General features: G+C 72.3%; 25 protein-coding genes. 12 read left to right on the top strand and 13 right to left on the bottom strand.

Features of this window, described 5'->3' with window-relative positions:
• Positions 1-16: 16 nt before the first annotated feature.
• From ACWED2_RS18170 to ACWED2_RS18180, 3 genes are read right to left on the bottom strand one after another with little or no spacing between them, the layout of a single operon-like run.
• Positions 17-1084: a sugar ABC transporter substrate-binding protein gene (locus tag ACWED2_RS18170; protein ID WP_449691638.1), complete on the bottom strand. Its 1068-nt coding sequence runs from the start codon at positions 1082-1084 to the stop codon at positions 17-19.
• Entirely contained in the window at positions 1081-1854 is a 774-nt protein-coding gene (locus ACWED2_RS18175; RefSeq protein ID WP_449691639.1) for an SDR family NAD(P)-dependent oxidoreductase, read from the bottom strand. Before ACWED2_RS18175 ends, ACWED2_RS18170 begins: the two co-directional genes overlap by 4 nt.
• Positions 1851-3170, bottom strand: coding sequence for an enolase C-terminal domain-like protein (locus ACWED2_RS18180; protein ID WP_449691640.1), 1320 nt, complete (start codon positions 3168-3170; stop codon positions 1851-1853). The genes ACWED2_RS18175 and ACWED2_RS18180 overlap by 4 nt, the downstream gene beginning before the upstream one ends.
• 183 nt (positions 3171-3353) lie before the next feature.
• Between ACWED2_RS18180 and ACWED2_RS18185 the strand changes: the two genes are divergently transcribed.
• The 7 genes from ACWED2_RS18185 to ACWED2_RS18215 all read left to right on the top strand — a co-directional run bounded on the left by ACWED2_RS18185 (position 3354) and on the right by ACWED2_RS18215 (position 10065).
• The gene (locus ACWED2_RS18185) at positions 3354-4205 is read left to right on the top strand and encodes a fumarylacetoacetate hydrolase family protein (RefSeq protein WP_449691641.1); all 852 of its coding nucleotides are present in this window, start codon (positions 3354-3356) and stop codon (positions 4203-4205) included.
• Positions 4202-5047 (top strand): amidohydrolase family protein, encoded by an 846-nt coding sequence (locus tag ACWED2_RS18190; protein WP_449691642.1) that lies wholly within the window; start codon positions 4202-4204, stop codon positions 5045-5047. The genes ACWED2_RS18185 and ACWED2_RS18190 overlap by 4 nt, the downstream gene beginning before the upstream one ends.
• Positions 5044-6321 carry a nickel-dependent lactate racemase gene (gene larA / locus ACWED2_RS18195; RefSeq protein ID WP_449691643.1) on the top strand — a complete coding sequence of 426 codons (1278 nt, stop codon included), beginning with the start codon at positions 5044-5046 and terminating at the stop codon, positions 6319-6321. Before ACWED2_RS18190 ends, larA begins: the two co-directional genes overlap by 4 nt.
• 72 nt (positions 6322-6393) lie before the next feature.
• A complete protein-coding gene (gene larB / locus ACWED2_RS18200) occupies positions 6394-7065 on the top strand; it encodes a nickel pincer cofactor biosynthesis protein LarB (RefSeq protein ID WP_449691644.1) in 672 nt (223 codons plus the stop codon).
• Positions 7062-8195: a nickel pincer cofactor biosynthesis protein LarC gene (gene larC, locus ACWED2_RS18205; protein WP_449691645.1), complete on the top strand. Its 1134-nt coding sequence runs from the start codon at positions 7062-7064 to the stop codon at positions 8193-8195. Before larB ends, larC begins: the two co-directional genes overlap by 4 nt.
• Entirely contained in the window at positions 8195-8998 is an 804-nt protein-coding gene (gene larE / locus ACWED2_RS18210; RefSeq protein ID WP_449691646.1) for an ATP-dependent sacrificial sulfur transferase LarE, read from the top strand. The genes larC and larE overlap by 1 nt, the downstream gene beginning before the upstream one ends.
• 95 nt (positions 8999-9093) lie before the next feature.
• Positions 9094-10065: an amidohydrolase family protein gene (locus ACWED2_RS18215; protein ID WP_449691647.1), complete on the top strand. Its 972-nt coding sequence runs from the start codon at positions 9094-9096 to the stop codon at positions 10063-10065.
• A 44-nt stretch (positions 10066-10109) separates the two neighbouring features.
• Here ACWED2_RS18215 and ACWED2_RS18220 read toward each other — a convergent pair whose 3' ends face one another.
• Both ACWED2_RS18220 and ACWED2_RS18225 read right to left on the bottom strand, forming a co-directional pair.
• Positions 10110-11051, bottom strand: a complete 942-nt coding sequence (locus tag ACWED2_RS18220) for a GlxA family transcriptional regulator (protein WP_449691648.1) — start codon at positions 11049-11051, stop codon at positions 10110-10112.
• Between the two features lie 40 nt (positions 11052-11091).
• Positions 11092-12123: a YbhB/YbcL family Raf kinase inhibitor-like protein gene (locus tag ACWED2_RS18225; RefSeq protein WP_449691649.1), complete on the bottom strand. Its 1032-nt coding sequence runs from the start codon at positions 12121-12123 to the stop codon at positions 11092-11094.
• A gap of 68 nt (positions 12124-12191) precedes the next feature.
• On the opposite strand from ACWED2_RS18225, the gene ACWED2_RS18230 reads away from it, so the two are divergent.
• On the top strand, positions 12192-12830 hold the full coding sequence (locus ACWED2_RS18230; protein WP_449691769.1) for a GntR family transcriptional regulator: 639 nt from the start codon (positions 12192-12194) through the stop codon (positions 12828-12830).
• 53 nt (positions 12831-12883) lie between these two features.
• Here the strand turns inward: ACWED2_RS18230 and ACWED2_RS18235 are convergent, their stop codons facing one another.
• Complete coding sequence (locus ACWED2_RS18235; RefSeq protein ID WP_449691650.1) at positions 12884-13774, bottom strand: aldo/keto reductase; 891 nt, start codon at positions 13772-13774, stop codon at positions 12884-12886.
• Positions 13775-13858: 84 nt separating this feature from the next.
• On the opposite strand from ACWED2_RS18235, the gene ACWED2_RS18240 reads away from it, so the two are divergent.
• Positions 13859-14431: a TetR/AcrR family transcriptional regulator gene (locus tag ACWED2_RS18240; protein WP_449691651.1), complete on the top strand. Its 573-nt coding sequence runs from the start codon at positions 13859-13861 to the stop codon at positions 14429-14431.
• A 6-nt stretch (positions 14432-14437) separates the two neighbouring features.
• On the opposite strand, the gene ACWED2_RS18245 is transcribed toward ACWED2_RS18240, so the two are convergent.
• Both ACWED2_RS18245 and ACWED2_RS18250 read right to left on the bottom strand, forming a co-directional pair.
• Positions 14438-14824 carry a hypothetical protein gene (locus tag ACWED2_RS18245; protein ID WP_449691652.1) on the bottom strand — a complete coding sequence of 129 codons (387 nt, stop codon included), beginning with the start codon at positions 14822-14824 and terminating at the stop codon, positions 14438-14440.
• A 105-nt stretch (positions 14825-14929) separates the two neighbouring features.
• Positions 14930-15622, bottom strand: coding sequence for a glycoside hydrolase family 12 protein (locus tag ACWED2_RS18250; RefSeq protein ID WP_449691653.1), 693 nt, complete (start codon positions 15620-15622; stop codon positions 14930-14932).
• A 375-nt stretch (positions 15623-15997) separates the two neighbouring features.
• Between ACWED2_RS18250 and ACWED2_RS18255 the strand changes: the two genes are divergently transcribed.
• The gene (locus ACWED2_RS18255) at positions 15998-16366 is read left to right on the top strand and encodes a VOC family protein (protein ID WP_449691654.1); all 369 of its coding nucleotides are present in this window, start codon (positions 15998-16000) and stop codon (positions 16364-16366) included.
• Position 16367: 1 nt separating this feature from the next.
• Here the strand turns inward: ACWED2_RS18255 and ACWED2_RS18260 are convergent, their stop codons facing one another.
• Genes ACWED2_RS18260 through ACWED2_RS18275 form a run of 4 tightly spaced genes read right to left on the bottom strand, consistent with a single transcriptional unit; the run spans position 16368 to position 21083 of the window.
• Positions 16368-18068, bottom strand: a complete 1701-nt coding sequence (locus ACWED2_RS18260) for an amylo-alpha-1,6-glucosidase (protein ID WP_449691655.1) — start codon at positions 18066-18068, stop codon at positions 16368-16370.
• Between the two features lie 25 nt (positions 18069-18093).
• On the bottom strand, positions 18094-18903 hold the full coding sequence (locus tag ACWED2_RS18265) for a carbohydrate ABC transporter permease (protein ID WP_449691656.1): 810 nt from the start codon (positions 18901-18903) through the stop codon (positions 18094-18096).
• Positions 18900-19844: a carbohydrate ABC transporter permease gene (locus tag ACWED2_RS18270; protein WP_449691657.1), complete on the bottom strand. Its 945-nt coding sequence runs from the start codon at positions 19842-19844 to the stop codon at positions 18900-18902. Before ACWED2_RS18270 ends, ACWED2_RS18265 begins: the two co-directional genes overlap by 4 nt.
• Before the next feature lie 9 nt (positions 19845-19853).
• Positions 19854-21083, bottom strand: coding sequence for a sugar ABC transporter substrate-binding protein (locus ACWED2_RS18275; protein WP_449691658.1), 1230 nt, complete (start codon positions 21081-21083; stop codon positions 19854-19856).
• A gap of 159 nt (positions 21084-21242) precedes the next feature.
• Between ACWED2_RS18275 and ACWED2_RS18280 the strand changes: the two genes are divergently transcribed.
• Together ACWED2_RS18280 and ACWED2_RS18285 are read left to right on the top strand one after the other, a co-directional pair.
• Positions 21243-22259: a LacI family DNA-binding transcriptional regulator gene (locus ACWED2_RS18280; RefSeq protein WP_449691659.1), complete on the top strand. Its 1017-nt coding sequence runs from the start codon at positions 21243-21245 to the stop codon at positions 22257-22259.
• Between the two features lie 301 nt (positions 22260-22560).
• A complete protein-coding gene (locus ACWED2_RS18285; protein ID WP_449691660.1) occupies positions 22561-22716 on the top strand; it encodes a hypothetical protein in 156 nt (51 codons plus the stop codon).
• A 15-nt stretch (positions 22717-22731) separates the two neighbouring features.
• Here the strand turns inward: ACWED2_RS18285 and ACWED2_RS18290 are convergent, their stop codons facing one another.
• Positions 22732-23970, bottom strand: coding sequence for a GDSL-type esterase/lipase family protein (locus tag ACWED2_RS18290; RefSeq protein ID WP_449691661.1), 1239 nt, complete (start codon positions 23968-23970; stop codon positions 22732-22734).
• Positions 23971-24000 lie beyond the last annotated feature (30 nt).

Genomic DNA, 24000 nt, shown 5'->3' on the forward strand with positions numbered 1-24000 from the left:
GGCTGCCCGGGGCGCTTCAGCTCTTGCTGTTGCCCCACAGGGACTGGTCGTCGACCTTGACGCTGCTGATCGGGCCGAACGTGGCCCCGTCGGCGGTGACCAGCGGCGCGGCCAGCTGGTCCTCCATCAGGCCCTCGCGGATCTGCAGGATGGTGCTGTCGTGGTCGGTCTTGCCCGGTTTCGGCGTCTTGCCGTCGATGGCGTCCTTGACGTACTGCAGGGCGTACTTGGCGAACAGGTCCGCGGGCTGCGACACCGTCGCGTCCATCTCCCCCGCCCGGATCTTGGCGAGTTCCTCGGGGATGCCGTCGTTGGACACGATGAACACGTGCTTCGGGTCGCTCGCCGGGACCGCCAGGCCGCGCTGCTTCAGCAGCTGCAGCGTGCCGGACAGGGCGAAGCTGGACTGCATGTAGACGCCCTTGATGTCCGGGTTCGCGGTCAGCCGGGTCTGCAGCTTCTGGGCGGCGGTGTTGGCGTCCCAGTTGGTGGCCTCGCCGAACACCGTGATGCCCGGGAAGTTCTTCTTCATGCAGTCGTTGAAGGCTTCGGTGCGGTCGCGGCCGTTGATCGAGGCGAGGTCGCCCTGCAGCATCACGACCTTGCCCTGGCCGCCGAGCTTGGTGCCGAGGAACTGGCAGGCCTTCTCGCCGTAGGCCCGGTTGTCGGCGCGCACGACCATGTAGACGTTGCCCTGGTCGGGCCGGGTGTCGACGGACACGACCGGGATCTTCTTGGTCGCCAGCTGCTGCAGCGTCGGGATGATCGCCGCGGTGTCCTGCGGCGCCATCACCACGCCCTTGACGCCCTGGCTGATCATCGTCTGCACGTTCGCCGTGAGGTTGGCGACGTCGTTCTGCGAGTTGGTGGTCTTGAGGTCGAGGCCGAACTGGCCGGCGAACTGGGGCACGTACTTGATGTAGGCGTTCCAGAAGTCGGTGTCGGAGCGCGGGTAGTCGACGCCGACGACGGTCTTGCCGCCCGAAGCGGCGGTCGAGCCGCCGCCGCTGCAGCCGGCCAGTGCGGCCGCGGTCAGGACGCCGGCGGTGACGACAGTCGCGGCGCGCAGGTGCTGGAACTTCATGACCTCTCCTCGTTGACAGGTTTCGGGCGGAGACGAAGGCCGGACATCCCGCCGTCCACGGCGAGATCGGTGCCGGTGGTGGCGCCGGAGTCCGGGCCGGCCAGGTAGCAGATCGCCGCGGCGACCTCCTCGGCGGTGACGAGCCGGCCGGTGGGCTGGCGCGCGGCGAGGGCGGCCAGCTCGGCCGCGGGATCGTCGGCCTGCGCGAGCAGCCGGTCGATCCACGGGGTGTGCGCGGTGCCGGGGTTCACGCAGCACACGCGGATGCCTTCGGCCAGGTGGTCGGCGGCCATCGCGCGGGTGAGCGCCAGGACCGCGCCTTTCGTGGCGCTGTAGAGCGCTCGCTGCGGCAGCCCGGCGGTGGCCGCGATCGAGCAGGTGTTCACGATCGCCGCCGCGCCCGACGCGCGCAGGTGCGGCAGGGCCGCGCGGCTCACCCGCACCATGCCCACGACGTTGACGTCGAACACGCGGTGCCACTCCGCGTCTTCGTTGTCCTCGACGGTTCCCTGCGCCCCGATCCCCGCGTTGTTCACCAGGACGTCCAGGCCGCCGAGGTGCTCGACGGCGGCGGCGACCGCGGCTCGCACCGAGTCGTCGTCCGAGACGTCGGCCCGCACGCCGGTCAGGGGTGCCTCGACCTTGTCGTTCAGGTCGAGGCAGACCACCCGGGCGCCGCGCGCGGACAACCTCAGCGCGGTGGCGAGCCCGATCCCGGATGCCCCACCGGTCACGATCGCCCGGACGCCGTCGAACTCCCCGCCGCTCACGCGACCACCGCGTCCCGCTGCCAGACCGGGCCGTCGGGGAACCGGTACCGCGCCACGGACTCCTCGTGCAGCCGCGCCCCGAGCCCCGGCTCCCGCGGGGCCAGGTAGCGGCCCCGCTCGATCCGCACCGGGTCGACGAAGTGCTCGTGCAGGTGGTCGACGTACTCGATGACGCGGTCGGTCTGGGTGCCGCTCACCGCCACGAAGTCGAACATCGACAGGTGCTGCACCATTTCGCACAGCCCGACCCCGCCGGCGTGCGGGCACACCGGGACGCCGAACTTCGCGGCCAGCAACAGGATCGCGATGTTCTCGGTGACCCCGGCGACCCGGCTCGCGTCGAGCTGGAGGACGTCGATCGCCTCGGCCTGCAGCAGCTGCTTGAACATCACCGCGTTGTGCGTGTGCTCGCCGGTGGCCACCTTGATCGGCGCCACCGCCCGGCGGATCGCCGCGTGGCCGAGCACGTCGTCGGGTGAGGTCGGCTCCTCGATCCAGTACGGGTCGAACTCGGCGAGGGGGCGCAGCCATTCGATGGCCTGTCCGACGCCCCAGGCCTGGTTGGCGTCGATGGCGATCCGGATGTCCGGCCCGACGACGTCCCGCGCGAGCCGCAGCCGCCGGACGTCTTCGTCGAGGTCGGCGCCGACCTTGAGCTTGATCTGGGTGAAGCCGTCGGCGACCGCCTCCGCCGAGAGGGCCGCCAGCTTCTCCGGCGAGTAGCCGAGCCAGCCGGGAGTCGTGGTGTAGGCGGGAAAACCGGTCTCCAGGAGCTCGGCCTGGCGGGCCGCGCGGCCCGGCTCGGCGCGGCGGAGGATGTCGAGGGCTTCGTCGCGGGTCAGGGCGTCCTGCAGGTACCGGAAGTCGACCAGGTCCACCAGTTCTTCCGGGGGCATTTCGGCCAGCAGCCGCCAGACGGGCTTGCCTTCGCGGCGGGCCCGCAGGTCCCACGCCGCGTTGACGATCGCGGCCGCGGCCATGTGGATCGCGCCCTTGTCCGGGCCCAGCCACCGGAGCTGGCTGTCGCCGGTCAGGCGCCGGGAGAAGGCGCCGAGGTCGGCGAGCGCCTCGTCCACCGGCATCCCGGCGACCAGGGGCACCAGCGCCCGGACGGCGGCGACCTCGACGTCGTTGCCGCGGCCCACGGTGAAAGCGAGCCCGTAGCCCTCTTCGCCGGCGCTGGTGCGGATGGTCACGTACGCCGCCGAGTAGTCGGGTTCCGGGTTCATGGCGTCCGACCCGTCCAGGCTCAGCGACGTCGGGAAGCGCACGTCCACGGCGTCGATGGCGCTGATCACTTCGGCCAACGGGGCCACCTCTCCTTCGGGGCAGACAACATATGTATGGCTACGCGTCGGCACGCGGAATGTCCAGAGTCGGTCCGTAACACGGCAATAACTTGGACTCACTGTAGTTATTGACTACTTTCCGCACTTATACGTATGACGACTGGTTTGAGCTTTGAACAAGACATCATATGTCTGCTACGGTCCCCGGCCATGCGCTTCCAACGCCTCGGCGACCCCGGCCACGAGATCCCCGTCGTCCTCGACGAATCCGGTGCGGCGCGGGACCTGCGTTCGCTCACCCCGGACGTCGACGGCGCCTTCTTCGCCGCCGACGGCGTCGCGCGGACCAGGACGGCGCTGGGCGAAGGCACGCTGCCGGTGCTGGATTCCGCGGGCCTGCGCGTCGGCGCGCCGGTGGCCCGGCCCGGCCTGCTCGCCTGCATCGGGCTGAACTACTCCGACCACGCCGCGGAAACCGGCGCGCGGCCGCCCGCCGAGCCGGTCGTGTTCCTCAAGGCCACCAACACGATCGTCGGCCCGGACGACACCGTGCTCATCCCGCGCACCAGCACCAAGACCGACTACGAGGTCGAACTCGCCGTGGTGCTCGGCGGGCGGGCGCGGTACCTGGCGACGCCGGAGGACGCCGACGCGGTCATCGCCGGGTACGCCGTCTCGAACGACGTCAGCGAGCGCGACTTCCAGCACGAACGCGGCGGCCAGTGGACCAAGGGCAAGTCCTGCGAGACGTTCAACCCGCTCGGCCCGTGGCTGGTCACCCCGGACGAAGCCGGCGATCCCCGGGATCTGGGCCTGCGTCTGTCCGTCAACGGGGAGCAGCGCCAGGACGGCACCACGAAGAACATGCTCTTCGACGTCCGGCACATCGTCTGGTACCTCAGCCAGTTCATGGTGCTCGAGCCGGGCGACGTCGTGAACACCGGCACCCCGGCCGGCGTCGCGTTCGGCGCCAACGACTTCCCCTATCTGTCCGAAGGGGACGAAGTGACCGTGGAGATCGACGGCCTCGGCCGCCAGCACCACCGGATCGGCCGGGCGTGACCGGCCGGCGCGTCGACGCGCACCACCACCTGTGGCAGACCTCGGTCCGCCGCCACGCGTGGCTCGACGGCGACGGGACCGCGGCCATCCGCCGCGACTTCACCCCGGCCGACCTGCGCGCGGCCGCCCCGGGAATCGACGCGACCGTGCTCGTCCAGGTCCTGCCGGACCTCGAGGAGTCGATCGGGTTCCTCGCGATCGCGGCCGCCGAGCCGCTCATCGCCGGCGTGGTCGGCTGGCTCGACCTCACCGGCTCGCCCGCGCGGGACCTCGACCGGCTGCGGTCCGCGCCGGGCGGCGAGTTCCTGAAGGGCATCCGGCACCTCGTCGAGCCCGAGCCCGACCCGCGCTGGCTCGAGCGCGAAGACGTGCTGGCCGGACTCGCGGCGGTGCGCGACGCCGGGCTGGTGTACGACCTGCTCGTGCGGCCCCACCAGCTCCCCGCGGCCACCGCGGCGGTCCGGGCGCTGCCGGACCTCACCTTCGTCCTCGACCACCTCGCGAAACCGCCGATCGCCACCGGGGAACTCGAGCCCTGGGCGACCGAGCTGGCCACCCTGGCCCGGGAACCCAACGTCGTCGCGAAGCTGTCCGGTCTCGTCACGGAAGCCGACCGGGAACACTGGACGCCCGCGGATCTGCGGCCGTACGCGGAAACCGCGCTCGCCGCCTTCGGCCCGGACCGGCTGATGCTCGGCTCGGACTGGCCGGTCTGCCTGCTCGCCGGGACGTACGCGGAAGTCATGGGCGCCGCCGAAAGCCTCCTCGACGGCTTGACGCCGGCCGAGCAGGACGCCGTGCGCGGCGGGACCGCGACCCGCGTCTACGGACTGGCGTCATGACTGCGACCGTCCGGCTCGCGTATGGCGAGACCGGCCTGGATCTCACCATCGACCCGGACGTCACCACCGTCGTGACCCCGGTGCACCACCCCGTCACCGAACCCGCGGACGTGTTGCTGCGCCGGGCGTTGCGCGAACCGGTCGCCGGGCCGCCGCTGCGCGAGCGGGTGCGGCCCGGGCAGACCGTCGCGATCTCGGCGTGCGACGGGACCCGGCCGCAGCCCCGCGAACTGATGATCCCGGCGATCCTCGCCGAACTCGACGGCATCGTCCGCCTCGAGGACGTTGTCATCCTCGTGGCGACCGGCACCCACCGCGGCAACACCGCCGCCGAACTGCGCGCCATGTTCGGCGACGAGGTCGCCGGCACCGTGCGGATCGTCAACCACGACGCCCGCGACCGCGCGAGCCTGACCTGGCTGGGCCGCCACGGCGACGACGTCCCGGTGTGGCTGAACAGCGAGTGGGTGGCCGCGGACGTCCGGATCACCACCGGGTTCGTCGAACCGCACTTCTTCGCCGGCTTTTCGGGCGGGCCCAAGCTCGTCGCCCCGGGGCTGGCGGCGCTGGAGACCGTGCTGGTGCTGCACGACGCCCGCCGGATCGGGCACGCGAACGCCACCTGGGGCATCACCGAAGGCAATCCGGTGCACGACGACGTCCGCGCGATCGCCGCGGCCACCGGGGTAACCTTCGCCCTCGACGTGATCCTCAACCGCGACAAGGCGGTCATCGGCGCCTTCGGCGGCGACCTCCCGGCCATGCACGCGGCCGCGACCCGCGCCGCCCGTGACGTCGCCATGCGGCCGGTGCCGGCGCCCTTCGACGTCGTGGTGACGACCAACTCCGGGTATCCCCTCGACCAGAACCTCTACCAGGCCGTCAAGGGGATGTCGGCGGCGCACCGGATCACCCGGCCGGGCGGGACGATCGTCTGCGCCGCGGAGTGCCGGGACGGGTTTCCCGACCACGGCTCCTACCGGGAGGTCCTCGCGTCGGCCGGTTCCCCGGCGGCACTGCTCGCGGAGATCGCGGCCCGCCCGGTGACCGTGCCCGACCAGTGGCAGGTCCAGATCCAGGCGAAGATCCAGGACGACTGCCGGGTCGTGGTGCACACCGATTTCCTCACCGAGGCCGACCTCGCGACGGCGCACCTGACCCGGACCACCGACATCGCCGCCACCGTGGCCGAGGCGCTCGACCGGGCCGGACCGGGTGCCCGGGCCTGCGTCCTGCCGGAAGGCCCGCTGACGATCCCATATGTGCCGGCATGAGCACCGCCGACGTACTCTTTCCCGCGGAGGCGGCATGAACACCGCCGACGTACTTTCTCCCGCGGAGGCGGCATGAACACCGCCGATCTCGGCTTCGCGCGGGTCGACCTGGACCGCGAAGACCGGCAGGGACTCCCGGAAGTCGTTTACGGGCCGGGAAAAGCCCCGGGGCAGATCGCCGCGATCGTGCGGACGCTGCTCGCCCACAACTCCGGTCCGGTGCTGGTCACCCGTGTCGAAGCCGAGCCCGCTCGGGCGGTGCTGGCCGAGGTCCCCGGCGGCCGCTACTCCTCCGGCGCGCGGCTCCTGGTGTGGCGCCCGGCTCCGGCGACCGCCTTCACGGTCGCGGTGGCCGCGGCCGGGACGTCCGACGGCCCGGTCGCCGAGGAAGCGGCGGAAGTCGCCGCGGCCATCGGCCTCTCGGTGGACGCGGTCACCGATGTCGGCGTGGCCGGGATCCACCGCCTGCTGGCCGAAGCCGAACGGCTGCGCGAGGCCGACGCGGTCATCGTCGTCGCGGGCATGGAGGGCGCGCTCGCTTCGGCCGTCGGTGGCTTGGTCGCTTGCCCGGTGATCGCCGTCCCCACCTCCACCGGGTACGGCGCCGGCCTCGAAGGCGTCACCGCGCTGCTCGCCATGCACGCCTCCTGCGCGGCGGGCATCACCGTCGTCAACATCGACTCCGGGTTCGGTGCGGCCATGGCCGCGTTCCGGCTCGCTCAGGTTTTGCGGAGGCCCCGATGACGATCTGCGTCATCTCGCCGTTCACCGGCCTGGCCGGGGACATGCTGCTGGCTGCTCTCGTCGACGCCGGTGCGCCGCTGGAGCGGGTTCGGGCCGCCGTCGCCGCCAGCGGGCTGACCGGGTGGGAGCTGCACGTGGAGTCCCTGCTCACCCACGGGTTGACGGCCGCCCGCGCGCACGTGGGCGTCACCGACGAGGCCACCAGCCGGCCCGCGGCCGAGCTGATCGCCATGGCCGGGCGGGTCGAGCCCGCGCCGGTGGCGGCCCGAGCCGTCGCCGCCCTTCGCGCGATCGCCGAAGTGGAAGGCAGGCTGCACGGGGAAGATCCCGCACGCGTCCACCTCCACGAACTCGGCGGGCACGACACGCTCGTCGACGTCATCGGCGTCTTCGCCGCACTCGACGCCCTGGAAGTGTCCACTGTGTACTGTGGCGCGCTCCCCCTCGGCACCGGCACGGTCCGCACCGCACACGGCCTTCTCCCCTGCCCCGCCCCGGCGACCGCCGCCCTGCTCGAGGGCGCGCGGGCGGTCGGCAGCGACCTCACCGGCGAGACCGTCACGCCCACCGCGGCCGCGGTGCTGAAGGCCGCCGGCGCCCGGTTCGAGCCGCCGCCGGAATTCCGCCTGCTGGCCACCGGCTACGGCGCGGGCACCCGGTCGCTGCCGGACCGGCCGAACGTCGCGGTCGTGCACCTCGGCGAGCCGGTCGACGCCGGGCAGCGCACGCTCGTGGTGCTGGAAACGAACCTCGACGACGTCACCGGCGAAGTGCTCGGGCACGTCGTCGGCGCGGTCCTCTCGGCCGGCGCGCTCGACGCGTGGATCAGCCCGGTGACGATGAAGAAGGGCCGGCCGGCCCACGTCCTGCACGTGCTCGCCGAACCGGCGCACGCCGCCCGGCTCGGGGACCTGGTGCTCGCCGAAACCGGCAGCCTCGGCTTCCGCGAGTACCCGGTTCGCCGCACCGCGCTGGCGCGGGAGACCGAAACGGTCGACGTCCTCGGGAGGCCGGTGCGGCGCAAGCGCGGGCCGCACGGCGCGAAACCCGAGCACGACGACGTCGTGGCGGCCGCGAGGGAACTCGGGCTGCCGGCCCGCGTCGTCGCGACGATCGCCGCGGCACGCTGATGGACGGGACCCGGCTCGTCACCCACCTCGCCGGCCTCGGCCGCCTCGCCGTGGCGTTCTCCGGCGGCGCCGATTCGGCGCTGGTGCTCGCGGCCGCCGTCCGCGCTCTCGGTCCGGCGGACGTGCTCGCCGTGACGGCGAACTCCGCGAGCCTGGCCGCGGTGGAGATGGCGGACGCGCGGCGGATCGCGGCGGACCTCGGGGTCCGCCACCTGACCCCGCCGACCGGCGAGCTGGCCGAGCCCGGGTACGCGGCCAACGGGCGACGGCGCTGCTACTTCTGCAAGTCCACCGTGCTCACGACGATCGCCGAAGTGGCCGTCGCCCACGGTTTCCCGGCGCTGGCCACCGGGACGAACGCCGACGACGCGGCCGACCCGTTCCGGCCGGGCATCCGCGCGGGCGACGAACTCGGCGTGCACACCCCGCTGCGCACCCTCGGACTGTCCAAACAGGACGTGCGAGCCATCGCCCGGGACTGGGGGCTGGTCTGGGCGGACAAGCCGGCGGCGCCCTGCCTGGCCAGCCGGGTCCGGTACGGCATCCCGATCACCACGGCCACGCTGGCGCGGGTGGAACAGGCGGAATCGGCGGTGCGCGCGTTCCTGGCCGGGCGGAGCGTGCACTTCCGCGACCTGCGGGTCCGCGACCTCGGCGGTACCGCCCGGATCGAGCTCGACCCCGCGGTGGCCGCCGAAATCGGCGACGATCCGCGGCTGCTCGGCGCCGTCCGGGCACTCGGGTTCACCGAGGCCGCCGTCGCGCCCTTCCGCTCCGGCGCGCTCAACCACGAACCGGGCTGACGTCCCGGGCTCCCTTCCCCCCATCGAATACATGGCGTATCGTAATGCACGGTGTATTCGATGCACCGTGCATCGAGCACCGCCGAGGAGAAGGAATGAGCCGCGCCCGCCGCATCGACACCCACCAGCACGTCATCCCGCCGCGCTACGCCGAGTGGCTGCACAAGAAGGGCCTTCGCCCCGGCGGGGTGGACGTGCCTTCGTGGTCCGAATCCGCCGCGCTGAAGTTCATGGACGGCCACGACATCCAGACCGGCGTGCTGTCGCTGTCCGCGCCCGGCGTGTACTTCGGCGACGCCGCCGAAGCGCGCCGGTGGGCCCGGGAGATCAACGACTTCTGCGCTGCCGTCGTGGCCCGGCACCCGGACCGGTTCGGCTTCTTCGCCACCCTCACGCTGCCCGACGTGGACGGCGCGCTCGCCGAGGCGGAGTACGCCCTGGACACGCTGCACGCCGACGGGATCGTGCTGCTGGCCAACAACGACGGCCGCTACCTCGGCGACCCGGCGTTCGAGCCGCTGCTGGCGTTCCTGCACGACCGCGGGACGGCGGTGTTCATCCACCCCGGCGAGCTGCCCGCCCCGGAGGTCCCCGGCATCCCGACGTTCACCGCGGACTTCCTGCTCGACACGACCCGGACCGCGATCAGCCTGATCCTGTCCGGCGCGATGAAGAAGTACCCGGGGATCAAGTTCATCCTCGCCCACGCGGGCGGGTTCGTGCCCTACATCGCCTACCGGATCCTGCTGACCGTGCTCAACGAAAAGAACAAGGCGCAGCAAGCGTGGACGCTGCTCGACCAGAAGCACCAGGTGCCCAAGCACCTGGCCGTGCTCAAGCAGTTCTACTACGACATCGCGCTGTCGGCGAGCCCCGCCGCGCTGCCCAGCCTGCTGGAGGTCGCCGACCCCGACCACATCACCTACGGCTCGGACTTCCCGTTCGCACCGCCGGCGGTGGTCGGGTTCCTCGACGGCCAGTTCGAGGAGTACCGGATGCACTCGTCCCTGCGCACCGCGATCGACCGCGGCAACGCCGAGGCCCTCTTCCCCCGGCTCAAAGGCTGATTCCCGGCGGTTCCCGCGGTTTCCGCCGGCGACGCCGACCGGGACTACGGCGACCGGAACGTCTTCCGGTACGCGCTCGGGCTGACCCGCACGGTCTGCGCGAACTGGGCCCGGAAGTTGCTCGGCGACGGGAACCCCACCTGCCCGGCGATCCGGTCGACGGTGTGGTCGGTCAGCTCCAGCAGCTCCTGGGCCTGCCGGATCCGCACCCCGGCCAGCCACTGGATCGGGCTCTGCCCGGTCTCGGCGTGGAAGTGCCGGGTCAGCGTCCGGGTGCTCATGCCCGCCGCGTCGGCGATGTCGGCCAGCGTGAGCGGACGGTGGGCGTTCTCCTCGATCCACGCGAGCGCCTTCTCCAGCGTCGCGGTCTGGTAGGTCGGGCGGTTGCGCAGGATGTACTGCCCCTGCCCGCCGGTGCGCTGCAGGGGCGCGACGGCGAGCCGCGCGGCGTCGGCGGCGACCGCGGCGCCGTAGTCGCGCTCCACGAGGTGCAGGCACATGTCCAGGCCGGCCGACGCGCCCGCGGACGTCAGGATCTGCCCGTTGTCGACGTACAGCGCGTCCGGGTCGACCTGCACGGCCGGGTACCGGCGGGCCAGCTCGTCGGTGGCGAGCCAGTGCGTGGTGGCCCGCTGCCCGTCGAGCAGGCCGGCCTCGGCCAGTGTGAAGGCGCCGACGCAGATCGACGCGACCCGCGTTCCGCGCGCCACCACGGCCCGCAGGAAGTCCACGACCCCGTCCGGGGTCGGCCGGTCCGGGTCGTTCCGCCCGGGGACGACCACGAGATCGGCGTGTTCGACGTCGTCGAGGCCGGTGTCGACGGCGAGCCGCACCGGGCCCGCCCCGACCGCCGGCTCCGGGCCGGCGACGACGACCCGGTAGCCCCCGCGGCCGTCCGGCAGCCGCACCCGGCCGAGTACTTCGATCGGCGTGGCCAGATCGAAGGCGATCACGTCGTCGAGAGCCAGCACCGCAACCGTGTACATGCGGCCACGCTACGCCGGGTGGCGCGATCCAGGCGGCGGGCTACCCGTTGGCCAGGCGACGGCGGACGGTGCGTTCCAGGATGCCGAGGGTGGCCTTCAGGGCGGACTCGGGGACCACCGGGAAGGTGAGGCGCCGCTTCCACTCCTCGCCGATCTCCGACCAGTCGTAGTAGGACGTGACGCGGGTGCCGCCCTCGACCGGCTCCAGCCGGTAGCCGTAGATGTGGCGGACGTGCGTCCCCGTCCGGCCCTCGACGGTCCAGGCGATCTCCTCGCCCGGGACGAGCTTGGTGATGACGACTTCGACGTCGTACCGGCCGAGGGGCACGTCTCCGAGCGCTTCGCGGTCCATGTGCACCACGAACCGGTCGCCGGCCCGCTCGACCGGGTCTCCCTCGGCGGCCATGAGCATGCCCGACGCGTCGATGTCCACGTGTCCCTCCGGGTCGGTCAACACCGCGAAAACGGCGTCCGCGGGCGCCGGGACGAGCCGGGAAACCTCGAGGCGTTCGGCGCTCTCGGCCGAGGTTTCCGCCGTCGCGGTCAGTACCGCGCGAGCGAGGACGTGACCGGCCATGGTGAAGCCGAGAACGGCCGGGGTGACGTCGGCGGGGACGCCGATCGACGCGGTGTCGAGGGCGTGCACCACGAAGAAGTAGCGGTGCGGGCCGTGCCCGGCCGGCGGCGCCGCGCCGATGAAGCGGGCTTCGCGGGTGTCGCCCGGCAGCTGGAAAGCGCCTTCCGGGAGGCCCGCGCCGGTGGCGTCCCCGGCGCCTTCGGGCAGTTCGGTGACGGTGGCCGGGATGTCAGCGACCGCCCAGTGCCAGAAGCCGGAGCCGGTGGGGGCGTCGGGGTCGTAGACGGTGACGGCGTAGCTCTTCGTGCCCGCCGGGGCGCCGCTCCACGACAGCTGCGGGGAGCGGTCCCGCCCCGACCGGTGCTCGGGCGGCAAGGCGGCGCCGTCGGCGATCGTGGTGCTGGTGACGGTGAAGGAGGGCACTTCGGGCAGCCGGGCGAACGGGTCGTTCATCGGATCGCTTTCTTCCGGGTTGAGGACTCTGCCATCGACCATAGCACCAATAATCGATTATCTGCCCGATCGTCTATGCTGGCGAGGTGACTGCTGCACCCGGCCGGCCCATGCTGTCCGAGCAGGCCTACGAGCGCCTGCGGGACGCGATCATGCGCGGGCAGTACGCCCCCGGCCAGGCCCTGAAACCGCAGGACCTGGCCAGGGAGCAGGGTGTGAGCCTGGCCGTGGTGCGCGAGGCGCTGGTGCGGCTGGTGGGCGACGGCCTCGCCGACCGCCTGCCCAACCGCGGCTTCGCGGTCCCGGCTTTTTCGGACCGCCGCTGGCAAGAGGTCGCGGAGGCCCGCCGGACGGTCGAGCCGCTCGTGCTGCGCCTGTCCCTCGAGCGCGGCGACCTCGAGTGGGAAGCCCGGGTGCGGGCCACGCACCACCGGCTGGCCCGCACGCCCCCCGGCGAAGGCCGCCACTACAGCGGCGAGTGGGCCGAAGCGCACCGGGTCTTCCACCGCACGCTGCTGGAGGGCTGCGGCAACCCGGTGCTCCTGGAGACGTTCGACCGCCTGTGGACGGCGAGCGAGCTGGCCCGCCGCTGGTCGGCTCACCGCACCCCCGGCCGCGACCACCTCGCCGAGCACGCCGAGCTGGAGCGGACGGCGTTGGCCCGCAACGCCGATGCGGCGGCCGAGGCACTGACCCGGCACCTCACGACCACCGCGGCGGCCCTGACCGACGACCCGGCTCAGGGTTGAGAGCCCGGCCGGCGCGACTGCCACAAAGCTCAAGCCCGGCCGGAACCGGCCCCTCAGGTCAGGTTGGCGTCCATCGACCGGCCCGGGATCGCGGCCAGCTCGGCCAGGGTCTCGCCGTCGAGTGTGATGGCCGCGGTGGCGAGGTTGGCCTCCAGGTGCGCCCCCGTCGCGGTGCCCGGGATCAGGTGGACGTTCGGGGCCCGGTGCAGCAGCCAAGCCAGGCCGATCTGCGCCGGCGTGTGACCGAGGGCCCGCGCCACCGCCCGCACCGCGGGCTCGTCGGTGACCTTCGGCAGGCCGGGGAACGCGCCGCCCAGCGGGAAGAACGGGACCCAGGCGATGCCCTCCGCCACGCACAGCTCGAGCATGTCCTCGTCGTCGCGGCTGACGAGGCTGTAGGCGTTCTGCACGCAGGCGATCCCCGCCGGGAGCGCCCGGCGCAGGACGTCGAGCGTGACCGCGCTGAGCCCGATCGCGCCGATCTTGCCCTCGTCGCGCAGGGCCGTCAGCACCGCGAGCTGGTCGTCGAGGCCGACGCGCTGGTCACCTTCGGCGACCAGCCCGGGGCGCCGGTCGGCGCGGCGCAGGTTGACCAGCGGGATCCGGTCCAGCCCGAGCGAACGAAGGTTGTCCTCGACGCTCGCGCGCAACTCCTCCGGCCGCTGCGCCAGGCGGAGCGGGAGCGGGCCGCCGGAGTCCGGATCGGCGCCGACCTTGGTGGCGACCAGCACCTCCGATCCGACGGCCTCGCGGACGACGCCGTTGACGAACCCGGCGCCGTAGAACTGGGCCGTGTCGACGTGGTCGACGCCGAGCTCGACCGCGCGGCGCAGGAGGGCGACGGCCGCGGCGCGGTCGTCATGCAGGCGCTCGAGCTGCATGGCCCCGTAGCCGACCCGGGTCACGATCCGGCCGGCGAGCGCGCCGCGAGCGGTGGAAGGCATGGGTGTCCCCGTTCTCGTGCGATGATGGCGAAGCGGAGGAACCTCCGCTAAGCCGACCGTAGCACAACCGGAGGTGCCTCCGCTTTGCCTTCGCCCGAACCCGCCCGGCCGGTGCGCTCGGACGCGCGCCGCAACCGGGACAAGCTCGTCGCGGTCGCGCGCGCCGCGTTCGCCGCCGCCGACGGCGCCGTCACCCTCGAAGCCGTCGCCCGCGAGGCCGGCGTCGGGATCGGGACGCTCTACCGGCACTTCCCGACCCGCGAGGCACTCGTCGAAGCCGTCTACGCCGCGGAACTCGACGACGTGACGGACAGCGCACCGGCCCTGCTGGCCGATTCAGCGCCCGAGCAGGCCCTCCGCGCGTGGATGGACCGCTACGCGGCGTTCGTGGCGACCAAGCGCGGGATGGCGGACGTCCTCCGCGCGGGCGTGGCGTCGGGCCGGATCGCAACCCCGGTGACGCGGCAGCGCATCACGGCCGCGATCGGCGCGATCCTCGAGGCCGGCGCCGAGGCGGGCACGCTGCGCCGGGCCGACCCCGAGGACGTGACACTGATGCTGCTCGGCGTGTTCCTGTCCACGGCCGACGAGCGCGACCCCGAGCGGATCGGGCGGATGCTCGATCTGCTCGTCGGCTCTTTGCGCGTAAACCGCTGAAGCCGGTCAGCCGCGCGGCTTCGCGGTGGCGAGCGAAATCACCGCCAGCACCGTGTTCACGGCGGAGATCGCGACGGTGAACTTCGCCGCCTTGCCCCGCAGTTCGCCGCGCGCACCGGCGTAGGCGGCGGCCGCGGTGTCCGCCGCGTTGACGAGCACCGCCTGCCGCAGGATCCGCCGGGCCGACGGGTCGTCCGCCTTCAGCAGCAGCAGGTCCGTCCCGAGGACCAGGGTGCGGATGCCGAACATCCGCGCGGGGTAGCCGAACCGCTCGTCCTCCCCCGGCGCACTGCCCAGGCTCGCCGCCATCCGGCCGGGGGCCAGCACCCCCACCGCGCCGTTGAAGAGCCGCACGCAGGCCAGCGCTTTCCGCGCGGCGTCACCCGGTTCCATCGATCCACCTCGCCGTAGTGCCGGAGTTCATGGGCGAAGTGTAGGACCGGCGACAGCCGATTGCCCGCTCCTCGTCGGCGACGAGGAGCGGGCAACGCAGGGCGATCAGGACGCCGAAACGGAATAACTGTTCGACGTGAAGTTCAGGCCGCCTGACGACGAGGTGATTTCGAAGCCGAACTGGACCTCGCCGAGGGTGACGTCGCCGAACCAGCCGCGGGCCTTGATCCAGTTCAGCACCGCGAGGATGTCCACGGTTCCGGCGTCGGTGTTCGAGGTGCGGAGGAACGAGAACACCGCGTTCGACCCGTTCGATCCCTTGTAGACGTCCCAGGTGTGGCCGCCGACGCTCACCGTCGTCTGCTTGCTGCCGATCGGGCCGACCGCGCCCTGCTTGTTGACCCACAACATGATTTCGTAGGCGTTGTTGTTCGCCCAGATGTCATAGGCGGTCTCGTAGGCACCGCTGCCCGGGCGGCTCACGTTGAAACTGCTGGACACCTGGCGCAGCGAACCGATCGTGCGGCCGACGTTCTTCGCCGAGTGCGGGTACGACTTGACCCCGCCGGTGTTCGGGTGGTTAGCCCACACTCCCCAGTTCGAGTAGGAATTCGCCCAGATCGACTGCGGCCCCGCCCCGCCGCCCCAGACGTCGTTGCGGACGGTGTACCCGCCGTTGGACCAGGTCGCCCACTGGTCCGAAGACGACCAGGTGGCCGCTTCGGCCACCCCGGCCGTGGTCGCCACCACGGCGGCCGCGGTCAGTGAGACGAGCAGGGAGCGCACAACGTTGTGCATTGGTAGGTCCTTTCCGGGTTGACTCGGTGTCGAATCGTTTCGACGACTTATCCGGCGCCGGCGCGGCGTGAACGGGAGTGGCCCGACTATCGCAGCCGAGTTGCGTACCGGTCAAGATACTGTCGGTGATTTACCCGCATTCGACCAGCATCGATCAAATGCCATCGAACAATACTTCGACGATTTCGATCCGGCCGCAGTTTTCGATTTCGTCGAATCGAAATACGTTTTCTGCACGCCAGCAGGAGATCGCCGACGACACCGCATTGTCGATGCGTTTCGACGGCCGCCCGGCCACCCGGCTTGACTCATGTCAGGTTCCTGACATACGGTGGGCATGTCAGGAACCTGACAACGAATCGAAGGAGCAGCACCATGCCCGCCACCGGCCCCGACTTCATCTCGCTCCAGGCGCGCGACCTGGCCGCCTCGCAGGCGTTCTACGAGCGGTACCTCGGCCTCGTCCGCTCGCCGGCCGGCCCTCCGCACGCCGTCGTCTTCGAGACGAAGCCGATCGCGTTCGCCCTGCGCGACGTCGTTCCCGGCACCGACCTCGACGCCGCCGCCCGGCCCGGCATCGGTGCCGCGATCTGGCTCCACGCCACCGAGGTCCAGGCCATCCACGACGCACTGGCCGCCGACGGGCACACCATCGTCTCCGCCCCGATCGACGGCCCCTTCGGCCGGACGTTCACCTTCGCCGACCCCGACGGCTACCACGTCACGCTGCACGACCGCAGCTGAGCTACGGCTCCGAGCGCGCTTCGGCGTCCCCGGCGAGCAGCAGGTAGGCGGCGGCCGTCCAGGTGTAGGCGCGGTCGCGCAGGCCGTCGCCGGTCAGGGCGTCGAAGTTCTCGGCGAACCCGGACTTTTCGCACACCGCACGGAACCGGGCGCTGACGCGGTCGGCGAGCGCCGGCGCGCCGGCGCGCCGGAGGCCGTCTTCGATCAGCACCGTGACCGGCGCCCACACCGGTCCGCGCCAGTAGCCGTCCGCCTCGTAGCACGCCGACGACGGCCGCTCGGTCGCCAGCCCGATCTCGGTGAGGTGCGTCTCCAGCCCGGCCACGACCTGGTCCCGGACGTCCGGCGGCAGGTGTTCGCCGAGCACGATCGGCATCAGCTCCAGCAGGCTCGCCCCGGACTGCACCGCCCCGGTCGCGGCCGAGCGGCTGACGAACTTCGAGCCGTCCCACAGCTCGCCCAGCAGGGCCGCCAGCATGCGCTCGGCTTCGGCTTCCCACCGCTCGGCCGCGGCGGGATCCCCCTGCCCGGCGGCCAGCACGGCCAGTTCCTTCAGTTGCAGCACCAGGAACGCGGCGAGGTCGGGCGTCTGCACGAGCCGCCGATCGGCGAACGGCGTCGCGTTGTCCCAGCCGCTGTCGTTGCCGTGCTCGTAGTGGGCGAACGGGCCGCCGGGCACGCGGCGGTGCTCGAGCCAGAACGTCGTCCACGCCGCCAGCTGCCGGTAGGCGAGCCCGGGTTCGGGCAGGCCACCGGGCAGCCGGCCGCGCAGCCGGCTCAGCGCCCAGCCGTGGACGGGCGGTTTGACGAAGTTGCGCAGCACCTCGGCGTGGGTGATCGAGTCGGGCAGCGCGCCCCGGTCGTCCTGGTGGTCGAAGACGACCTGGAACTGGTGCCAGGCCAGCTCGGGCCGTCCCGCGGCCAGCGCGAGCGCGGTGAAGCAGTGGTCCCAGCTCCACACCTTGTCCATCCAGTGCTTCGACATCAGCACCGCCGGACGGCCGAGGAACCCGGCGGGCGCCACGATGGCCGACCACAGCACGTAACAGGCGAGCTCCGCCGCCGGTGTCCGCTCGCTGCGCCACGGCGCCACCGAATCGGCGAAGGCGGCGAATTCCGCACTGGCGGCGGCGACCACGTCGTCGAACGGCGTGGTCGCCGAGTACGGCTCGCGGACGCCGTCGAGCTCCTCGATCGCCACCTCCCAGGCACCGCCGCTCACGACGACGGCCCGCTCGGCGGTCCCGAGCGCTTCGGCACCCTCGTGCCGGAGGTGTCCGGAAAGGACGGTGACCCGGTAGCGGCAGCCGGTTTCGTAGGAGGTGAACACGGCCGAGCCGTCGACCGGATCGGCGAAGAAGTAGGTGCCGGTGAACGGGGTCAGCGTGGGCTCCGCCGCCCGGATCCGCAGCCTCAGGCCGTGCCCGGCGATCCGGAGCACGTCGGGTGCCGCGAAGGCCGCCGTGATCCGCCGGTCGCCGGCACCCCAGGTGAGCGCGGCCGGGGTGGCGGCGGCCGGGACCTCCACCCGGTTCCCGCCGCTTTCCGGGACCAGTGCCAGGACGGCGTGCATGCCGTGGCGGTGGGACACCAGGTGCAGGTCGCCGGCGTAGGTGGCCTGGGCCACCACCGGGGAGACGTCGAACCACGATCCCGGGTGGCTGAAGGGGATTTCCCGCAGCGAAAATTCGCCCGTGGGCACAGAAGCCGTCCTTTCCGAGAGGGGCTCAGTCCTTGACGGCGCCCGCGGTGACGCCGGCGGCGACGAACCGCTGCGCCAGCACGAGGAGCACGGCGGCGGGCACGGAGGCGACCACCGCCGTCGCCATGATGGAGTTCCATTCCTGGTTGTTGTTGCCGATGTAGCGGTAGATCCCCAGGGTCAGCGGCCGCATCGAGCCGCCGCCGTCGAGCGTCGCCGCGAAGACGAAGTCCGACCAGGCCCACAGGAACGAGAACAGGCCCGCGGTCACCACCCCGTTGCGGCTCGCCGGCAGCACCACCGACCAGAACGCGCGCACCGCGCCCGCGCCGTCGATCGTGGCCGCCTGGACGAGCTCGTCCGGCACCGAAGCCATGAACGAGGTCAGGATGAGCACGGCGAACGGCACCGCGATCGTCGAGTCGGCGAGGACCAGCCCCCAGGCGGTGTTGGTGATGCCGAGCGAGACGTAGATCCCGTAGAAACCCAGCGCCATGATGATGCCGGGGATCATCTGGGCGACCAGCAGCACGAAACCCAGCGCCCGGTGCCCGCGGGGGCGGAGCTTGGCCAGCGCGTACGCCGACGGCGCGGCCAGGGCCAAGGTCAGCGCCACGGTGCCCAGCGCGACGAACAGGCTGGTGGCGAAGTACGGGAGCTGCTCGCGCAGGACCCGCTCGTAGCCTTCGAACGTCGGCGCGGCGGGGAACCAGTCGGGCGGCGACTTGCGCATCCGCCCGGCCGGGGTCAGCGACACGTTGACCATCCAGTACACGGGGAAGAGCATCACGGCGGTGAGCACCAGCCCCACCGCGGTGCGCCAGCGGCGGATCACGCTGCCTCCTGCCTGCGCTGCGCGCGGATGTAGAGCAGGCCGGCGACCAGTGCCAGCAGGATGAGCACGTTGCCCACGGCCGCGCTCGGCCCGAACCGCGGCAGCATGCTGCCGAACCCGAGCTGGTAGGACCAGGTGGCCAGGGTGGTCGACGACCCGCCGGGACCGCCCTTGGTCATGATCCAGATGACGTCGAACACCTTCAGCGTGTAGACCAGCCCCAGCAGCAGGGTGATCGCCGAAACCGGCCGCAGCAGCGGGAAGGTCACGTGCCGGAACCGCTGCCACGCCCCGGCGCCGTCGAGCGACGCCGCTTCGTACACCTCGGCCGGGATGTTCTGCAGGCCGCTGTGCAGCACGACGAGGTTGAACGGCACGCCGATCCAGATGTTGGCGATGATCACCGAAACCAGCGACCAGGTCGGCGAGGTCAGCCAGTCGATCCGGCCGGCGCCGAACCAGCCCAGCACCGAGTTGACCACCCCGGACTCGCTGTTGAGCAGCCACGCCCAGGTCGACCCCGAGACGATCAGCGGCAGCAGCCAGGGCACGAGGAACAGCGCGCGCAGGGTCGGCCCCAAGCGGAAGTGGCGGGCGAAGAACACCGCCGTCGCGAGGCCGATGCCGTACTGGAAGAGCAGCGACGCGGCGGTGAAGACGAGCGTGTTGAGCAGCGCCGTGCGGAAGGTCGGGTCGGTGAACACTCCTCCGTAGTTGTCGAACCAGACCAGCGGCGCCCCGCCGTGCACGAAGGTGCGGACGGTGTAGTTGCGCAGGCTGAGATCGATGTTCGTGACCAGCGGATAGCCGTAGCACAGCACGAGGTAGGCCACGAGCGGGGCGAGGAACGCCCACGCGAGCAGCTGCGGCCGCCGGCGTCCCGTCCGTCCGGGCGCTCGCGCGGCCGGACGGACGGTGACCGGTTCGCGGATGTCCTGCACGAGCCGGGCCTACTTCGCCGACGCGGCCGTCGCCTGCGCGGCCGCGAGAGCGGCCTCCGGCGTCTTCGCGCCGGTGAGCGCGACCTGCACGGCGCCCCAGAGCGGTTCGGAGATCCGCGGGTACCGGGTGCCGAGGTTGTCGCCGGTGCGGCCCTTCGCGACCTTGACCGCGTCGACCCACACCTTCAGCTCCGGCTGGGCGGCGACCTGCTTCTCCTGCACCGACGGCACGGCGGAGACGTAGGTCAGCGCGGTGTCGGAGTCGAGCACGTTGGCCGGGCTGGTCAGGCAGGACGCGATCTTGCCCGCGGTCTTCTCGGCGTCCGGGCTGCTCTGGGCGGGCACGGTGACGAACTCGCCGCCGGTCGGCGCCGGAGCCGGTCCCCCGGTGCGCGCCGGGATCGGGAGGACGCCGTAGTCGAAGCCGGCCTTCTTCGCGTTCTGCAGCTGCCAGGTGCCGTTCTCGGCGAAGGCGTATTCACCGGTCGCGAACTCCTGCCAGCTGGTGGTCTGCGTGTTGCCGACCACCGAGTTCGGGGCGTATTTCTTGTCCAGCCAGGACTTCCACTGCGCGAGCGCGGCGACGGCGTCGGCCGAGGCGAGGTCGGTCAGGTTCGCACCCGCGCCCCAGAACCACGGCAGGAACTGGAAACTGCCCTCCTCGGTGCCGATGGCGGAGAACGTGATGCCCTTCTTGCCCGCGGCCTGCACCTTGGCCAGCGCGGCGTCGAGACTCGCCCAGTCCTTCACCGACGCCGGGTCGACACCGGCCGCGGTCAGCACGGCCTTGTTGTAGTAGAGGGCGAGCGTGTTCGCCCCGATCGGGACGCCGTACACCTGGCCCTTGACGTCGGCGGCGGCGACCAGGTTGGGGGCGGCCTGCGTGGCGTCGAGGCCGGTGTCCGCATTGGACTTCAGCACGCCGCCCTCGGCCAGGGTGGAGACGACCGGGTTGTCGACGACGAGGACGTTCGGCGCGGTGTTCTGCTGGGCGGCGAGCAGCACCTTGTTGGTGAGGTCGGTCGTGTCGAACGCCTGCCGCGCGATCTTCACCCCGGCTTCGGCGCCGCACTTGTCGATCACCTTCGCCCACGCGGAGCTCGCGTCGAACTGCGGGTAGGGGTCCCAGACGGTGAAGGTTCCGCCGGCCGCCGTGGGGGCGGCTCCGGAGGAGCAGGCGGCCAGCGTCGTCGCGGCGACGGCCACCGACAGCAGCCGGATGAGGGGGTGACGCTTCATGGGGAGGTCCTTCCTGTCGGCACCGGCGACGACGTTCGCACCGCCATCGAACCGGTTCGACGCAGGCGGCGGCCGTCACCGTAAACCGCGGAGACCATCCTGCGCAATACTGCGTGTACTACGATCGAACCGGTTCAGAGCACCGGCGTCAGGAGTCGCATGAACATCGGGGAGATCGCGCGGCGTGCGGGCGTTTCGCGCAGCACTGTGTCGTACGCGCTGAGCGGCAAGCGACCGGTGTCGGCGGCCACCGTCCAGCGCATCAACGACGTCATCGCCGAACTCGGCTTCCGGCCCAACGCCAGCGCCCGCGCGCTGGCCGAAGGCCGCACGCGCACGCTCGGCCTGGTGGTGCCGCCGGCCAGCCGCCGGCTGACCGACGTCCAGCTCGGCTTCGTCGGCAGCGTCGTCGACGCGGCCGCCGCCCACGACCTCGACGTCCTGCTCTCCCCCAGCGGCGGCGACCACGACCGCTCGTTCGAGCGCATCGTGACCGGCCGGCGCGTCGACGGCGTGATCCTGATGGAGATCCTCCTCGAAGACCCACGGGTCGAGCGGCTGAGCCAGGCGAGCCTGCCGTTCGTGACGATCGGCCACGTCGAGCACCCGGGGGCGTCCTGGTGGGTGGATGTCGACTACGGCGCCCTGATCACGCGCTGCGTGCACCACCTGGCGGACCTCGGCCACGAGGAGGTGGTGCTGATCAACCGCTCGGCCGAGCTCGTCGCGGCGGGCTACGGTCCCGCGCTGCGCTCGGCGACCGGCTTCCTCGACGCCACGGCGGCGCGCGGCCTGACGGCGCGCACGGTGTGCTGCGCGGACGAAGCGGCCGCGGGCCTGGCCTGCTTCGAGCAGATCCGGGCGCAGTGGCCCTCGGTGACGGCGGCGGTGACGATCAACGAAGCGGCCCTGCCGGGCGTCCAGCGCGCGTTGCACCGGGCCGGCCTCGAGGTGCCCCGCGACTTTTCGCTGACGGGCGTGATCGCGGAGCGCCTCGCGGAAGACTTCCACCCCCCGCTCACGGCGGCCGACGTTCCCGCGGTGGACCTGGGGCGGCTGGCGGTGGACCTGCTGCTGGCCCAGATCGCGGACGCCGACGCGCAACCGAGGCACGCCCTGCTGGAGCCCCCGATCTCCCTGCGCTCGAGCACGGGTGCCCGCCCCCGCCCCGCCTGACCACAAGCCGGATCTCGCGTGACTGAAGCCGGAACTGGCGTGATTGAAGCCGGATCTCGCGAGTTACGGCTCCAAACACGCGGGTTCCGGCCCTGATCACGCGAGTTCCGGCCTCGATCACGCGGGATACGAGTTTCGACCCGCCCACCCCTGGGGCTGATCGAACCGGTTCGACAACCTTTTTCGCTGGCCACCGAAGCCCCTCGTGGCCGGCCGAGCGGGTTCCCCGCCGGTTTCGAGCTTGCGCGACACGGGAAGCTTGGACCCCGGAGGGGGCCCGCGAACTCGCCGGGAGGTTTCGATGTCCCCCATCGACCACCTGATCGTCACCGTCATCGGCGGCCGCCGGGCCCGGGCGAGGGCCCGGGAGCAGCGCCCCGCCCCGGAACCGGTGCCCGGCCGGCCGGACCCGAAGCCCGGGTCCGGCCGCCGCCCCGCGGCGTCCGGCGACACGTAGCGGCGGCCGGAGGGATCAGCGGGCGAACACCTTCAGGTCGATCGAATCGCCGAGGAGCCGGTCGCCTGCCGCGTTGGGGTGGTAGCAGTCGGTGCGCCAGTCCGCGCGGATCACCGTCGGGTCCGCCGGGTCGCGCAGCACGGCGTCGAAGTCGAGCACCGCGTCGAACGTCCCCGAAGCGCGGATCCACGCGTTGACCGCGAGCCGGGCCTGCTCCTTGGGGCTCCCGGCCGGGTTGCACATCGGCAGGACCGTCGCACCGACGATCCGGCGGCCCGTCGCGTGCACCCGCCCGGCGATGCCGCGCATGGCGTCGATGACCTGCGCCGCCGGGGCCGGTGGCGCGTTGTCGCCGCCGCCGAGGTCGTTCGTGCCCTCCAGGAGCAGGACGTACCGCACGCCGGGGAGCGAGAGCACGTCCCGGTCGAGCCGCACCGGGGCCGGCGGGCCGCAGCACTGGCCGGTCGGGTCGTACGGGTTCGGCTGGACGCTGACGGTGTTGCCGCTGATGCCCGCGTTCGCCACGGACAGCCGGCGGCCCGGCGGGAGCGTCCCGATGCGCTCGGCGAGCACGTCGGTCCAGCGCGGGCCGCCGCCGAAGGCGTTGTAGCCGTCGGTGATCGAGTCGCCGAGGGCGACGATGGTCCCGCGGGCCGGCGAGACGGCGCTGATCGCGTCGGCCCACCACAGGACGCCGGGCCGGTGCGGCCCGTACGCGCTGCCCGATTCGTCGGCGCCGGCGTCACCGGGCCCGGCCGAGGTGAACGAGCCGGGGGTGAAGGTCTGCGGTGGCGGGAAGGTGTGGTCGTTGATCGGCGCGCCGGGCGCGTACACGCTCACCGCGACGTGATCACCCCGCCGGACCGGCAGCGGCAGCGGATCGGTCCACACGCTCGCGCCCGGCGGGATCGTCACCGCGTGCCGGAGGTGGAAGGTGGCCCGGTGGTTGGACCCCGGCACCAGCGCGGGCGAATCCGTCGACGGCTGCCGCCCGACCCACACCGAGCGCACGGTCATCGCGGTGCCGCCGAACGGGTTGCCCAGCCGGACCCGCAGCGCCGTCCCGGTGGCGGTCACCGTGAGCACGTTGCGGACGGTGACATCGGGGGCGGTGCCGTGCACGCCTTGCAGAGCGGACTCCGTGAGGGTCACCGAACCCGGTGGAGCGCCACCCGGCGGCGAGGCGTCCGCCGCCGCCGGCGCCAGCAGCGACGCGGAAACGGCCAGGACCACAGCGGTTCGACGGAAACGCATCCGAGACGTCCTTTCGTCGAGGTGCCGGCG

The sequence above is a fragment of the Amycolatopsis sp. NPDC005003 genome, assembly GCF_053600695.1.